Below are 14,365 nucleotides of genomic sequence, written 5' to 3' on the forward strand. Positions count from 1 at the left end.
TTGTCGCAGCCCCGACCCGCGGTCACGAGCGGGGGCTCCTGTCTTTTTAGTGCCCTCGGATTGGGTCATAGTGTCTGTCGCTGAGCAACACGCGTGCCGTCATGGTGCTCACACCGGTCGAAGAATAAGTTGTTCGAGAGTAGCTAATAATCCCGGCCCAAATTAGCTATTCGACGACGGTAAGGGAGAAATGATGCTCGAGAACGGCAAAACGATGCCTTCGATTGATGCCTGGCTGCGCGAGGCCAAGGCCGATGCTTCGGCGGCTGGCTGCGGCATGTACCTGACACACAACGGCGTGGTGCGCGCAACGCCAAAATCCGAGGCACGCGGCATCGAGACCGGTGGCGTGGCGCCTGGACACAGGGTGGGCGGCATGGTGTTTGGCTTCGATGCCGAAAGGGTGCAGGCCGCTATCGAGGCCACGCGCGCGATGCCGGGTATCGGCTATGTGCGCGTGTGGCTGGCGAGTGGAGAGCTTGCCGTTGGCGACGACATCATGCTCGTGCTTGTTGGTGGGGACATTCGCCCGCATGTGGTCGATGCGCTGCAGGCGCTCGTCGGTACCATCAAAAATGAGTGCGTGAGCGAGGTCGAGCGCGAGGCGTAGGGGCTTGCGTCGATAGAAGGCTCGTTTATAAAAATACCCGCTGGTACGTGTGATACCGGCGGGCATTTTGCGTTTTGGGCGCGGTGGGCGCTACACGCGCGTCGCATCCTTGGGGCTCATGGTCATGCTCTGGAAGCGGTTCTCCATGTAGTCGTTATCGAAATACTTGCCGTAGAACTGCGCGACGGGAATATCCGGCTCCGTGCCGTTGACGCGCTGGTACCAGTAGTCGAGCGACTGCAGCGTCATGACGCCGTCGACCAGCATAATGACGGTAAAGATGACGGTAGCCGAGTAGCGGCTCTTCCACGGAATCATGTTGATGAGCTTGAGCAGCCTCGGCAGCAGCAGCTTGATCCAGATAAGGCCACCTAGGCCCCACAGGCAGGCAAAGCCCGTGCAGGTGCGTCCGCCCGTAAGGACGGCGAGTGGGTCGGGCATGCCGAACAGCTTCATGTGCGAGTAGCTCCACGAGACCACGCCAAATGAGGTCTGCATAAACCAGCCCACGAACACCTCAAAGCTCGCGCCGAGCACAGCGCTTACCAGGAAAATGATGATGGGGTTCTTTTTATAGAAGCGGTTGAGCACCATGGTCATGAGTACGGCGCCAAAGCCATAGATGGGGCTGAAGGGACCAAACAGCATACCGGCGCGGTCCTGGTAGACGCCTGGGTCGTCGACCGTCATATGCCAGATGTCCTCGGCGATCAGGCCGAGCACGCAGCAGACGAGGAATACCCAGAACAGGTTGAAGTAGTTGAGCTTGATGTAGCCCTCGCCGGTTTCATCGCGGCCGAGCATGCCCTCGGCGGCGTCGTCGCGGTCGAGCATCTCCTGCAGACGGCGCTGCAGTTCGCACTCCTGGCGAAGCGTGGGATCGACGGTAGCCGAAAGCGCGATGAGGATGCCGAGCTGGATGGCGGGACGAAGCAAGAAGAGCCCGATACCCTGGAGCATCACGTCGACCAAAAGCTCGATGACGGTAAATGCGATAAGGATATAGGACAGGCGCGCGGCGTTGCGGCGCTGGTTCTTGATAAGGTCCAGGCCAAAGATGATCAGGATGACGGCACTTGCCGCAGAGAGCATGATGCCGGCGACGATGAGTCCAACCGCGAGCAGCATATTGTCGCCGAGCTTTTCGGCGGCGTTGCCGTTAATGAGCGCGGTGATGACCTGCCACATAAAGGCGGCGACCGACGGGAGCGTGCCCACGCCGGACAGGATGCACAAGACGGCGTACACCTTAATGATGAGCGGGATCTTCTTGACCTCCGTGGCGCTGGGGACGCTGGGGTCGAGTTCGTTTCGATTCATACAGAACCTTTCTCGCTTTCTTTCAGGTTATAAGGATACGCCGCCGACCTGCCAAAAGACAGGACGAACGTCCCAATTGCAACTTTGTAATCCCCAACGGTGGACGCGGCGGCCATCTGGGGGCGTGGGCGCTTGCACTAGACAGACCGATAAAATGTTTGGCCGCAAAACTGATTATAAGCTCGGTGGGCTTTTAAAAAGCGCTGCTCATGCGCGGGAGTGCCTGACTTGTCGTGCGTATAATAGGGCGGGTAACGCCAAATAACGAGGCTCTGAGGGGATGCCATGTCTCAAGAAACCATCCGCGCGGCCGAGCGTGCCACGGGACAGGTGGCGACCATGTCGACGTATGATCCGGACTCCGACCAGCTGCATGAGGAATGCGGTGTTTTTGGTGTGTGGGCACCCGATCGCGATGTGGCTCGACTGACGTACTTTGGTCTGCGCGCGCTGCAGCATCGCGGCCAAGAATCGGCGGGAATCGCCGTGGGCGATGGCGGCACGGTTATGGTTCGTAAAGACCTGGGACTGCTCGATCGCGTGTTCTCCAACGCCGACCTGTCGACGCTCTCCGGCCAGCTGGCCGTGGGCCACGTGCGCTATGGCACCGCCGGCGCCAAGAGCTGGGAAGCCTCGCAGCCGCATCTTTCTACCATCAATAGCGTCATCATCGCGCTTGCTCACAACGGCACTCTGGTTAATACCGACGAGCTGCGCCGTCAGCTGATCGAGCTGGGCGTGCCGTTCCTCTCCAATTCGGATTCCGAGGTCGCGACCAAGCTTATCGGCTACTTTACCCAGCGTACGGGCCACCTGCGTGAGGGTATTCGCAAGACCATGGAGCTCGTGCGCGGCGGCTACGCCATGACGCTCATCAACGAGCAGGCGCTCTACGCTTTCCGCGACCCGCATGGCATTCGCCCGCTGGTGCTGGGCAAGCTCGTGGACGAGGGTCTGGATCAGGCCGACACCGCTTCTGTTTCGCAGCTGCCCTCGCAAGACGGTGCCTCGACGGTCGATTCCGCCGTCCATGTCACGCGCGCCGGCGGCTGGGTCGTTGCCTCCGAGACCTGCGCGCTCGATATTGTGGGCGCCGAGTACGTGCGTGATGTTCGTCCCGGCGAGATTTTGCGCATCAGCGCCGAGGGCCTGGTATCCGAGCAGGGCGTGCCTGCAGCCGAAGAGTCCGCCAACTGCATTTTTGAGCAGGTCTACTTTGCCCGCCCCGATTCCATCATGAACGGTAAGAGCGTCTACGCCTGCCGTTATGACATGGGTCGTCAGCTGGCACACGAGGAGCCCGTCGAGGCCGACCTGGTCATTGGCGTGCCCGACTCCGGTCTGCCGCCCGCGGAGGGCTATTCGCACGAGAGCGGCATTCCCTTTGGCGAGGGCCTCATCAAGAATCGCTATGTGGGCCGTACGTTTATCGAACCCACGCAGGAGCTGCGCGCCATGGGCGTACGTATGAAACTCAACCCGCTGCGCGACAACATCGAGGGCAAGCGCCTGGTCGTCATCGACGACTCCATCGTCCGCGGCACCACCATGGTGCAGCTCGTCAAGATGCTGCGCAACGCCGGCGCCAAGGAGATTCATATCCGCATCAACTCGCCCGAGGTCATCTGGCCGTGCTTCTATGGCATCGATACCGACGTGCAGTCGCAGCTTATCAGCGCCAACAAGACGGTCGATGAGATTTGCGAGTATATCGGCGCCGATTCGCTTGCCTTCCTTTCGGTCGAGGGCCTGCTTAAGGTCATGCCCAAGGGCGGTTACTGCGATGCGTGCTTTACCGGACGCTATCCCGTGGCGATTCCCGAGAGCTTTGGCCGCGACAAGTTCATGGAGGGCTTTAAGCCCCGCAACCTGGACAAGCCGCTGCACTTTGACGACGACGCCGTGGTCGAGAAATATGTCGATCGCAGCTGGGAAGAGGAGCACAGTGAGGCCTAAAACCTGCCATTTAGGGACAGGTTTATTTTGGCAGGTTTTATCTGCTGTTTTGTTGATATGACGGCGCGTGTTGTTATGACGCGCGCCGAAATGAATGCAACTATGAGCACCGTTTGGCGCCCGCGCGGCGCCACGGTAGTGGGAGAGGAAGGCTCAGATGAGCGACAGCAAGCATGTGACGTACGAGGACGCCGGCGTCGATACCGCCGAGGGCGGCCGCGCCGTCGACGCTATTAAGCAGATGGTCAAGGACACCAACCGCCCCGAGGTTATCGGCGGCATCGGCGGCTTTGGCGGCCTGTTCTCGGCCGCCGCGCTTAAGGATATGGAAGACCCGATCTTGATTAGCGGCACCGACGGCGTGGGTACCAAGCTCGTGCTCGCCCAGATCATGGACCGTCACGAGACGGTGGGCCAGGACCTGGTCGCCATGTGCGTCAATGACATTTTGGCTTCGGGCGCCGAGCCGCTGTTCTTCCTGGACTACGTCGCCATCGGTCACATTGAGGCCGAGCACATGGCAAAGATCATCAAGGGCGTGGCCGACGGCTGCAAGCTCGCGGGCTGCGCGCTCGTGGGCGGCGAGATGGCCGAGCACCCCGGCGTTATGGCTCCCGCCGACTACGACCTTGCCGGCTTTACCGTGGGTGTTGTCGATCGTCCCAAGATGCTCGACCCCGCGAACGTCCGCCCTGGCGACGTGATTTTGGGCCTGCCTTCCACCGGCGTGCACTCCAACGGCTACTCGCTCGTGCGCAAGGTCATCGGTGTCGACGGAATCAAGCCGGGCACGCCCGAGGCCGCCGCTAAGGCCGAGGAACTAAGCCGTCCGCTCGAGGAGCTCGGCGGCGCATCGCTGGCCGATGCCCTGCTGGCTCCCACGCGCATCTATGTCAAGCCGATTCTGGAGCTGCTCCGCGGCGGCGCCAACGTTCACGCCATTGCCCATATCACCGGCGGCGGCATCACCGAGAACCTCAACCGCGCGCTTGCCGACGACGTCGACGCCGTGGTCACCCGCAACGGCGCCGAGATGGGCTGGGACGTTCCGTCTGTCATCACCTACGTGTCGCGCCAGGCCGAGCTCGCGCCCAACGAGGCATGCAAGACCTTCAACATGGGCGTTGGCCTGTGCCTGATCGTCGCCCCAGAGGACGAGGCCGCGGTTACCGAGGCCCTGGTTGCGCTGGGCGAGAAGCCGTTCCGCGTGGGCGAGTGCGTCGAGGGTTCCGGTAAGGTCGTGTACTCCGATGAGCGCTAACGAGCAGATGGCTGCTAGTGAGGGTCTGGGTTTTGTGCCCTACACCCGTCCGACCGGCACCGATACGGCTGAGCCGCTCAAGATTGGCGTACTTATCAGCGGTTCGGGTACCAACCTGCAGGCGCTGATCGACCTGATCGCCGCCGGCGAGCTCAACGCCTCGATTGAGCTTGTGGTGTCGAGCCGTCCTTCGGCCAAGGGCTTGCAGCGCGCCGAGCGTGCGGGTATCCAGACGCTTACGCTGTCCAAGGATGTCTATGCCGACCCCATCGCCGCCGACGAGATCATCGCGCATGAGCTGCTCGAGCGCGGCTGCGAGTACGTGGTGATGGCCGGTTACATGCGCATGGTGCACACGCCGCTGCTGGCGGCGTTCCCCAACCGCGTGGTCAACCTGCACCCGGCACTGCTGCCGAGCTTTACCGGTGCCCACGCGATCGACGATGCGTTTGCCCGCGGCGTCAAGGTGACCGGCGTGACCGTGCACTTTGCAAACGAGATTTACGACAACGGCCCCATCATCGCCCAGCGTGCGCTTGCTGTTGAGGAGGGCTGGGACGTCGGCACGCTCGAGGAGCACATCCACGCGATCGAGCACGTGCTGTACCCCGAGGTCGTGCAGATGCTCGCCGACGGGCGCGTCCACGTGCTGGAGAGCGGCAAGGTGGCAGTTGACCCGGCGCGCTAGCGCGTGTAAACGGGTCACCTAGGTTTCTCTGAGGCGTAAACGACTATAAAGCCGATTGGGGCATATGGAATCACATGTGCCCCAATCGGCTTTTACTATCTCTTTGACTTCGGGCTCCTGATAACGTGACGGGTGGGACTTCGGAAAATGAGGGCGGTTGGCCGCGAGCATGATATGGATATCAGCGGCGATTTCTCCATCTCGGCAAAAAATGGCTTCAAGTTGAGCATCGGCTCGGACTTCGAGGGGGCGGACCTGTTCAGCGAAAATTCTTACACTGACACTCATGCCATGAGCCAGGATAACTAGCCGGTATAGGGTCACTTGAGTGGGTATGCGTCGGTATGCGTCTGTTCAAGCGGTCCATTGGCTTGCTTAAGAAATGGTTAAACTACGTAGCGTACAGCACGTGAGTAACTTACGACTCAGTGAGACTAAAGGGAATCGGAGAAGAAAGCCCATGTTTTGCCCCAAATGCGGTAGCAAGATCAGTGACGATGCGCGGTACTGTACCGAATGCGGGCTGCCCTTGGAAGGACTCTCGGGTAAAACTGCGGCCAAGGAAGGGTCCGGCGCCGAGCCGCTGGCGCGAGAGTCCTCGTCCGCTGAAGTCATGTTGGAGTCTGCAAATACCGAAACGGACTCTGCGATAGGATCCGCGAATGTCGAGTCCACGGCAGAACCGAGTCCCGAGCCGGTCTCGAAGACCGCGGGTAGCGGTCACTCCCAGATGTACAACCTCTTTATGCAACGCTGTCAGGTCGGTAACCGCCTGGTGCCGCAGTTTGCTATCATGATCGCCGCATTTATCGCCGCGGCAGGCATCGCTTACGCTGCTTTCATGCTCTACAAGAACGTCATCGAGCCCAATCTCCAGCAGCAATCCGTGCAACAGGAGCAAGCGACCGAAAGACCCAAGAAGGACGAGAGGGCGGCCGAAAAAGTTGTCTATACGTTGGAGGCAAAGTCATTGACGGTGTCTGCTCCGGTCGACCCTATGCTCAATCAGGGCGAGCGGACTGACATGGAATGGTCCTATCCGCAACTTAAGAGCTCCGCCAAAGACGACGTCGCAGACAAAATTAACAAGGCGATTCTCGAGCCCCTTCAAATTGATGCGGAGCGAACGAATCGAGCATCAGATAATGAGCAATCAGATGCTGAGCTGTACCCCGACGGCGAATTTCCCTGCATATCGAGAAACGTGACGGTTACGTACATGGATGAGAACTATTTTTGTATCCGTGACGAGCGCTATTCGACGGGATGGGGTCCGCATGGCGACACGTATGTGACTGGTGTTATTTTTGATTTGCATACGGGTGATACTGTCAGCCCTCAGGACATGTTTGGCATTGATACCGAGGATCTTGCCAGTTCTATGAGTTCGGCAGTTTGGCCGTATCTTACGGAAATGGGCAGAGAGTATCCGTCTGATTACAATTCTATGCTCATGCGGAGCAATTCTTCAGACTATTCAATCAAGGGCTCAACATGCTTGTATGTGACATCCAAGGGACTGGTGTATCGCACCGAAGACTATGAGCTCGGTTCTTTTGCGGACGGCAATTGCGAGATTTTGGTTGCGTCTTGGGATGATGGGTCTCAAGTGGGGTCCGAAGTAACCCCCGATGAGGTCAAGGACGGTACAACGGTGAAAGTCGATAAGGAGGACTAACATGTTCTGTCCCAACTGTGGATTTGAGCTTGATGGCGATTTGCGATACTGCACCGAGTGCGGCTATGCACTCGAAGATGCAAAGGCGGTGCTGAACTCTGTCAGCAACGAAGTGGCAGAAGAACCTTCCGTTATCAATGAGGCTGCGGAAGAGATTTTCGCTAGCGACGAAACGGAGAAGGAGCCTTTCGCCGGTGCCGAGGCGGGGGAGGAAAAGTCGCCCGTGGAGAGCGAGCCCGTAGCGGACGAAGAAGACGACCAGCCTAAAGACGACGTGTCGTCCGGTGCAACGCCTTCGATTCCAGCCGTGCGTGCCGACCGACCAAAACTGAGCAATCCGGTCGCCAAGCCCGTCGCGGCGCCAGCCCCTGCTCCTGCGGCGAATGCATCCGCACAGAAAAAGGAGCCCAAGGCGCTCTATATCGTTGGTGTCGTCGTTGGCCTGGCAGTCATTGCCATCTTTAGCTACCTGCTGTTCTTTAGCAAGTCCGGCGGCGACGTTGCCCATTACGGCCAGGACAAGGCCATCGTGGTGGTCCAAGAATCCAAGATCACCCCGACCGACGCAAAGGGCGAGAAACTCAAGAAGTACTCGGTGACCCTGAACGGCGACAACGGCTACAGCACCAACGCTGAGGTTAAGGGTGACGAGGGCTTCACGGTAAGCCAGTTTCCCGATGTTAAACCGGGAAAATATACCCTCACCGTTAAGGACTCCAAGTCAAAAGTCGAGTGGAGTATTCCCGTCAAAGCCGTCGATAACTCTAAATCCGCTGATGCCGTAAAAGAGGTTTCCCTCGAGGTGCCTAAGGCCAACGAGGCCGATACAAAGACAGGCGAAGGCGACAAGAAGGATGGAGGCACCGCTGCGGACAATACCGCTACGCATGCCGCTTACAAGCAAAAGTGCCAGGAATACCTCGCGTGCTATGGAGAGCCGCAAATTGCTGAGGTGACTGATTCTGTCTATGCGATGCGAGGGCTTTGTCTTGTCGACCTCGTTGATTTTGATCAGGATGGCCAGCCTGAGCTCTTGACCGTTGTGAACGGTATGAGCGATGACGAACTAAAGAGTGCCTGGAATGGAGATATGGAGGGACTTCAGAAGTCCTACACCGTAGAGGTTTGGTCGTCAGCTGATGGTGGCATCAAGAGGCTTTACAGTCAAAATTGGCTTGATAACAGCAACGGAGGAACGATGTTTCTTCCGCTGATTAAAGCGGATGACGACAGCATCCTCGTAAGCCAAAGAACATATGAGATGAGCAATGCTATTACGGCATTGCTTGCTGGAAGGCAGGTTTTGGCCGGGGACAATACTTCGGTATATGGCAAGAAAAGCGATGCTTTTTCGCTTGTAAGCAACTACGAGTCCTGGGGAGTTGCGCCGAGCGAGGGCAATGGCTACGAATACTATTGTGCGTCGGAGGGCAAGGAAATTTCCGAGACGGACTATAATGCCCTATATCAGCAATTTGGCTATGGGCACAATTACCGGACATATTATTTCCTTGATTTTTCAACCTCAGGTTACGGCACTATTTCGGGGGAATCCCACGTCGATCCCAATCAAGTTGCGGAAGTCACCAAAGATACGCTCAAAAAGGTGGGAATCGAATAAAAACTGAAAGGGGCTTGGAAAACTGTTTCCAAGCCCCTTTCTTATAGTAGTTGCTCGAGTCCAACAAGCCTCGCGCTGCTTGCTTGAGCCGCTCTATTTTGACACGCTTCGCTAAATCCACCCTTGCTAAACAAGTAATACTGTTTGATCGGCCGGCCCAGCAGCGCACTGCGCCGCTCGAGCGTTTCAAGAACGTCGGTATCTACGGGCTCGTTTCTCCATTTGCACTCGCCAACGACGAACTCGCCATCGGCATCCTCTAATACAATGTCAATCTCTTCTTGGTGACGCGTTGCCGGGTTAGTGCCCCACCAAGAGCCGATTGCCTTGGGCAGTACATCCAGCTCGCCCTCAACGACCTGTCGTATCAACCACTGGCGGCATACCTCTTCAAATGTGGGGCCCACGAAGGTAGACAAATCGCGCTTGACGATACGCGCGGCAACAGCGGCTCCGAGCCCCTCTTCAATTGTTCCCGTGTACTGCGGAACAAATCGATACCAAAACCTGAACAGGTTATCGCAGATTCGATAGACCACCTGACGTTTTGTTGCTTTGGCAACGGGCGTGACGCGTTCAACGATTCGCAGATCAATCAATGCGTCGAGTAATCGCGCGACTTGTGGCGTTGCGAGTCGGGTGACATCGGCGATTTCCTTGGGACGTACACAGCCGTTAGCGATGGCGGCTATGACGCCATTGTAGATAGCCGGGCTTCGGACTTCCTGCAACAGATAGTTCTGGGGCTCGGCGTACAGAAACGCATCTTGGCGCAACAGAGCGTGCTCAAGGTTCCATTGCGTGGAGCGCGTGCTATCAAGCTGCGATAAATAGAGCGGCATGCCGCCGACAACGGAATACAGCTCGATAATTCTCTCGATGGGTGCATCGGGAAGCATTTGCGCTACATCGAAAACGACAAAGGGGTCGATGCGCAACTGCATGGTGCGGCGCCCATAGAGAGGACTTTGGTGTCCAAGCACCTGGTGTTCCATAAAACTCATGGACGATCCGCAGAGCACCAAGAACAGGTTGCTCTTGTCTTTGTGTCGGTCGATAAGCGTTTGCAGACACGACGACACGCCCGGGTCGCTCTCGGCGAGGTAAGGATACTCGTCAATGACCAGAATGACTTGCTCCGCTTTGGCGCGTTCAAAGACGGACTCGAGTGCAACCTGGATGGAAGGGAATGCTGCTCCTGCGGCACTATTACCAAGCATCTCGCGGCTGAGCAGCGCAAGGTTTTCGCTTGCAACGGTTTGCTGCCCGGTAAAGAAGATCACACTGGGCTTATCCTGCGTAAAAGCGCGAAGCAGGCTTGTTTTGCCCACGCGGCGCCTTCCGTAGACTACGGCAAACTGGAAGGAACCCTTTTGATAAGCGGTTTCTAGGGACTCAAGCTCACTCTGGCGTCCGACAAACATGGCATGCCTCGCTCATATGCGTGTTACTAACATATATAGTACTAACACGTATGTGAGCAATTTTCCAGTCGGACGGAGAAGAAATGACAGGGCTTCTACTTAACGAGTCGCTTGAGCTTGGCGAAGTCCTGAATCTGCTTTTTGCGCTTGGCGTTGAGGAGGTTGTTGAGGTCGAGCTTCTCAATGGTGCAACGTTTGAGTAGCTCGGAGCTGTCAAAGCCGTTTGACTCAATGTCTTCATCCAGATCGTGCTTGAGCTTGGTCCATTTATTGAGCTGCGAGCGTACGTAGGCCGCGGGACGTTCTATCTCGTTGGCGATGTCGCGTACGCTGGTGCCCGTTCCAAACAACTCGCGTATCTTTGCCGTCTCCTTGCGCGTGCGCTCGTTTTTGGCATCGGTCTTGCATCGATCGCTGCAGTAGTGCCGTTTGACGCCTCGATGTCCGGCAAGTGAGTAGGCGCGTCCACACTGCTCGCAATAGCCAATTTTGACGGTGCTCAGCTTGCGCGAAAAATCAAACCAGAGCCACGAGAGATAGCTGTCAAAGGAAAGGAACCCTGTGGACTCGTTGCCCTGGAACACATCCACGTGCGCGCCCGAGAGATGCGAGATCACGAGCGCCTGCACCAAAGCGGTGAGCGCATCGCGGTCATCGTCGTCAAGTTCTTCGCGGCGCTCCTGGATATCTGCTTGAGGGTCGATTACATAGAAGCTCTCCTCGCTATTGTTGACCTTGAGTCGTGCTGAAATCTCCAAGCTGGAGTCTTCGTCCATGTAGAACATCGCCTGCAAAACACTGAAGTCATTGGCGGTGAGCTCGTGTTCAAAAGAGAGCACGTTGAGTGCAACGAGGGATTCTTCCTCGTCGATCATAAACATAAAGGCGTAGAAATATCCCGCATCGGATTCGATTTTGCGCACGATGGGCAGGCTTTTGAATGAGTTGGTATAATCTCCGCCCGCCCTCAGGATAGTGGTGTAGATCTTGAAGGATGACCCGTTTGCCGCGCAGGTTACCACTGATTTCTCGATTCTTTCCAATGCGGAGACCTTTGCGATGGTGCAGCTCCCGTTGAGGTATTCCTGGATGCGCATGGCAATAAGTGCTGCCATCGCGGCATTGGCCCAATCGCGTACGGATTCTATTGCGTGCTTGCCAAAAAGCGGCCCGGTCTGTTCGGCGTAGTCAAGTACGTTAAAGAGGCTTGCGCGGAAGGGCTGCTCTTTAACGGCGGTGGGTTCGATGCATGATGCCAGCCTGATCAGATCGGCATGGCGCTCGCTGTGTGCGGGCCCTTCGTTGCTTTTGCTGCCGGCCAGCTCGGTGGGCATGTAGAGTTCAAAGACAAGCTGGGCCTCGCCAACGGACCTATTGGGTTCGTTCTCTATGAGGTTGACTTTCTTAAACGGAATCGAACCTTCAACGGTGCGTGTTTGGGAGAACTCAAACATTGTTACCCCTGTCTCTAGCTGCAGGTTTAATAGCGTAGCACGTTTAGGAAAATTACCCGGTCAAAATCTCTATATCGGATAAACGACAAATCGTATCTTGTGATCGTCAAGAAAAGGGGTAACGAGAAAGGACCCGATCATGCATTGCAAACAGTGTGGAGCAGAGATTAACGACGGCGCCAAGTTCTGCGGCGTGTGCGGAACGCCTACGGTCGCGGCTGCGGCCAGCACGGCGGGAGATGCGATTTACGTTGAGGCCCGGCCGATTGAGAGCCAGTCTGTCGAGGCTCAGTTTCAAGCGGCGGAGGATGCAGAGGCCGCTGCTTGCCTGCAAGATTCACTTCGCGAGTCCATCGGGTCCCTTACGCGAGCGTCGGTGATTTCGTTGCTCTATGTGCTCTTTTTCAATTACGTGCTGGGAGGGGGCTCGCTGGGGCTCGACTATATGATTCTGCTGGCGCTGCTTCTGATTGGTCCCTGGAAGGTGATTATCTCGCTGTACCGCAGCGGTGTAAGGCTTCCCTTTGTCTATGGTGGCGGCATTATCGGTATCACGATTATGTTAATCGAACTTGTGGTTCTCGTGGGCCTTCCTGTCGTTGTTCTGATGCTTTTTTACTGGTTGGGCAGCGTGATTCACGGAGCGGTTCCGGTTGTTCCCGAATTAGCCCCGATGACGATGGTGGCACTTTGGCCTATCGTCTCGGTTGCCAACATCATCTTCAAGGTAATCAAGCTGCACATGGCTCGCGCCTAGCAAGTAGCCCGTCGCATGCCTTCCGCGTGGGGTCAGGCGAATTTGAAAGGTGAAAGAAAAGGTTTACAGTCGAGCAAATTGTCCTGGGCCTTTTCTGTTTGCAGGCTGTGGGCTATCATTTCGATATGCTGAAGTTCTAGGGGGGATATATGTACTGCGCAAGCTGCGGGGCAAAGATCAAAGACGGGGCGCGATACTGTTCCGCATGCGGAAAACCGTTGGATGTGGATGATGCGCCGGCGAATGCTCAGCAGCCGCTTCCTTCAGGTACACCAAAGGCGCCTGCTGATAGAAAAGCGACGAGCGATCCTGCTGCATCTCGCGCAGAGAGCGCTTCTCCGGCGCCCTCTGAGCATATGTCCTTTGCGGCCTTTATGATGCAGCGTCGGCAGATCGGCCGTTTTGCCGTGCCTACGTTTGTCACCATTCTTGCAGCAATCATCTTTACCGCTGGTGTCGCCTACGCACTGGTCAAAGCTTACGAGGCCTTTGTGCTGCCTCAGCTGCAGCAGCAGGAACAGCCGGCTGCAGTCGAGAATAAGTCGTCTAAAAAGAAGGTCGCGGCAGCTAACAAGAAAGCGCACGAGGCCTACGAGGGCGTGGTTGCGCGTTACGAGGACTTTGTGAGCTATTGCGAGCAGAAGGGAGCTGGTACTGCCAACTACGACGACTGGGCTCTGGGGCGCGACGATGATTCTGGGCTGGGGCAGATATTCGTTTATGACAGCCAGAATGCTCCCGGCTTTTTAAACTACTACTATGCTTTCGATGATTTGAACGGTGACGGAATTGACGAGCTGCTTATTGGGTCTGTCGATGCGCAGAACGATATTTCGGCGATTGTAGGTGCCTACTGCTTTGTTGATGGAAAGGCCGTTTCGGTTATGCCTTCGTCAGAGATGGTAGAAGGCTCCAGCAATATGACGAATCGGTATGACGGTTTTATTGCTCAGGGTGAGAGCCAAGTCATTACTGTCTGCAAGGACGGCATCGTTAAATTTACTTGTAGACAGGATTGTAACCAGGCGGATTTCTATATTTCGCTTACTGCAAAGGGTCCTGAGGTCGTAGACGCGGTGCAAATTCAAAATAAGGAATTCGATAGACAGAATGGCGCCTACTTGGTGAGGACTGTCGAGGATGGTGGCAAACCACAGGAGACGATGGTCCAGGGGCGTGAAGAAGCGTGTAAAATTCTTGACGAGATTGCCGGGGAGCATCCGGAGGCCGACATTGAAAAGCCGTCTGCAAGCAGCGATATGTGGAAGGCATTCAAAGGAGCGGAGCCTTCGGAGAGCTCTTTGAAGGACGGCTCTGGCACTGCAGACGATCGAACTGGCGCATCTCAAGCACCATCTGAAGCGGCATCCGATAGCGGCGACGATGGGGAGGCCGCTGCGGGCGACGATGGCGTGATCGCCGACATGGATGCGTTCATTGCAAACGCCAAGCGCGAGTTGATTGTGCCAGATGACGCCTCTATTACGTACAAGGTCGCTGATAGGCCAAGCTATTGGGAGGTGTTCCTATAGTTTTGTCAACTGGGAAATGCTCTCCGTGCGACAGAATCGCGGCATGCTGACGCCAAGCCATTAG

Annotated in this window: 12 protein-coding genes; 9 read left to right on the forward strand and 3 right to left on the reverse strand. The window is 56.7% G+C overall.

The genetic code is table 11. From position 1 onward, the window contains the following. The first annotated feature begins 193 nt into the window (after positions 1–193). Entirely contained in the window at positions 194–610 is a 417-nt protein-coding gene (locus tag GT495_RS10015) for a molybdenum cofactor biosynthesis protein MoaE (protein ID WP_240129037.1), read from the forward strand. A 90-nt stretch (positions 611–700) separates the two neighbouring features. Here GT495_RS10015 and GT495_RS10020 read toward each other — a convergent pair whose 3' ends face one another. Continuing rightward, on the reverse strand, positions 701–1,930 hold the full coding sequence (locus GT495_RS10020; RefSeq protein ID WP_161162524.1) for a putative ABC transporter permease: 1,230 nt from the start codon (positions 1,928–1,930) through the stop codon (positions 701–703). Positions 1,931–2,215: 285 nt separating this feature from the next. On the opposite strand from GT495_RS10020, the gene GT495_RS10025 reads away from it, so the two are divergent. From GT495_RS10025 to GT495_RS10045, 6 genes are all read left to right on the forward strand, one after another. After that, complete coding sequence (locus GT495_RS10025) at positions 2,216–3,886, forward strand: amidophosphoribosyltransferase (RefSeq protein WP_161162525.1); 1,671 nt, start codon at positions 2,216–2,218, stop codon at positions 3,884–3,886. A 157-nt stretch (positions 3,887–4,043) separates the two neighbouring features. Next, positions 4,044–5,147, forward strand: a complete 1,104-nt coding sequence (gene purM / locus GT495_RS10030; protein WP_161162526.1) for a phosphoribosylformylglycinamidine cyclo-ligase — start codon at positions 4,044–4,046, stop codon at positions 5,145–5,147. Then, complete coding sequence (gene purN, locus GT495_RS10035) at positions 5,137–5,835, forward strand: phosphoribosylglycinamide formyltransferase (protein WP_161162527.1); 699 nt, start codon at positions 5,137–5,139, stop codon at positions 5,833–5,835. The genes purM and purN overlap by 11 nt, the downstream gene beginning before the upstream one ends. A gap of 174 nt (positions 5,836–6,009) precedes the next feature. Next, positions 6,010–6,144, forward strand: coding sequence for a hypothetical protein (locus GT495_RS11030; protein WP_255451803.1), 135 nt, complete (start codon positions 6,010–6,012; stop codon positions 6,142–6,144). 151 nt (positions 6,145–6,295) lie between these two features. Beyond that, a complete protein-coding gene (locus GT495_RS10040; protein ID WP_161162528.1) occupies positions 6,296–7,513 on the forward strand; it encodes a zinc-ribbon domain-containing protein in 1,218 nt (405 codons plus the stop codon). Between the two features lies 1 nt (position 7,514). After that, the gene (locus GT495_RS10045) at positions 7,515–9,134 is read left to right on the forward strand and encodes a zinc ribbon domain-containing protein (RefSeq protein WP_161162529.1); all 1,620 of its coding nucleotides are present in this window, start codon (positions 7,515–7,517) and stop codon (positions 9,132–9,134) included. Positions 9,135–9,175: 41 nt separating this feature from the next. Here the strand turns inward: GT495_RS10045 and GT495_RS10050 are convergent, their stop codons facing one another. Beyond that, positions 9,176–10,558 (reverse strand): ATP-binding protein, encoded by a 1,383-nt coding sequence (locus tag GT495_RS10050; RefSeq protein ID WP_161162530.1) that lies wholly within the window; start codon positions 10,556–10,558, stop codon positions 9,176–9,178. Between the two features lie 95 nt (positions 10,559–10,653). After that, positions 10,654–12,012, reverse strand: coding sequence for a hypothetical protein (locus tag GT495_RS10055; RefSeq protein WP_161162531.1), 1,359 nt, complete (start codon positions 12,010–12,012; stop codon positions 10,654–10,656). 139 nt (positions 12,013–12,151) lie between these two features. Here GT495_RS10055 and GT495_RS10060 point away from each other — a divergent pair, with 139 nt between their 5' ends. Together GT495_RS10060 and GT495_RS10065 are read left to right on the forward strand one after the other, a co-directional pair. After that, entirely contained in the window at positions 12,152–12,769 is a 618-nt protein-coding gene (locus tag GT495_RS10060) for a zinc ribbon domain-containing protein (protein ID WP_161162532.1), read from the forward strand. Between the two features lie 149 nt (positions 12,770–12,918). Then, on the forward strand, positions 12,919–14,301 hold the full coding sequence (locus tag GT495_RS10065; protein ID WP_161162533.1) for a zinc ribbon domain-containing protein: 1,383 nt from the start codon (positions 12,919–12,921) through the stop codon (positions 14,299–14,301). Positions 14,302–14,365 lie beyond the last annotated feature (64 nt).

The sequence above is a fragment of the Collinsella sp. BIOML-A6 genome (assembly GCF_009875845.1).
Taxonomy (GTDB): Bacteria; Actinomycetota; Coriobacteriia; order Coriobacteriales; family Coriobacteriaceae; genus Collinsella; species Collinsella aerofaciens_H.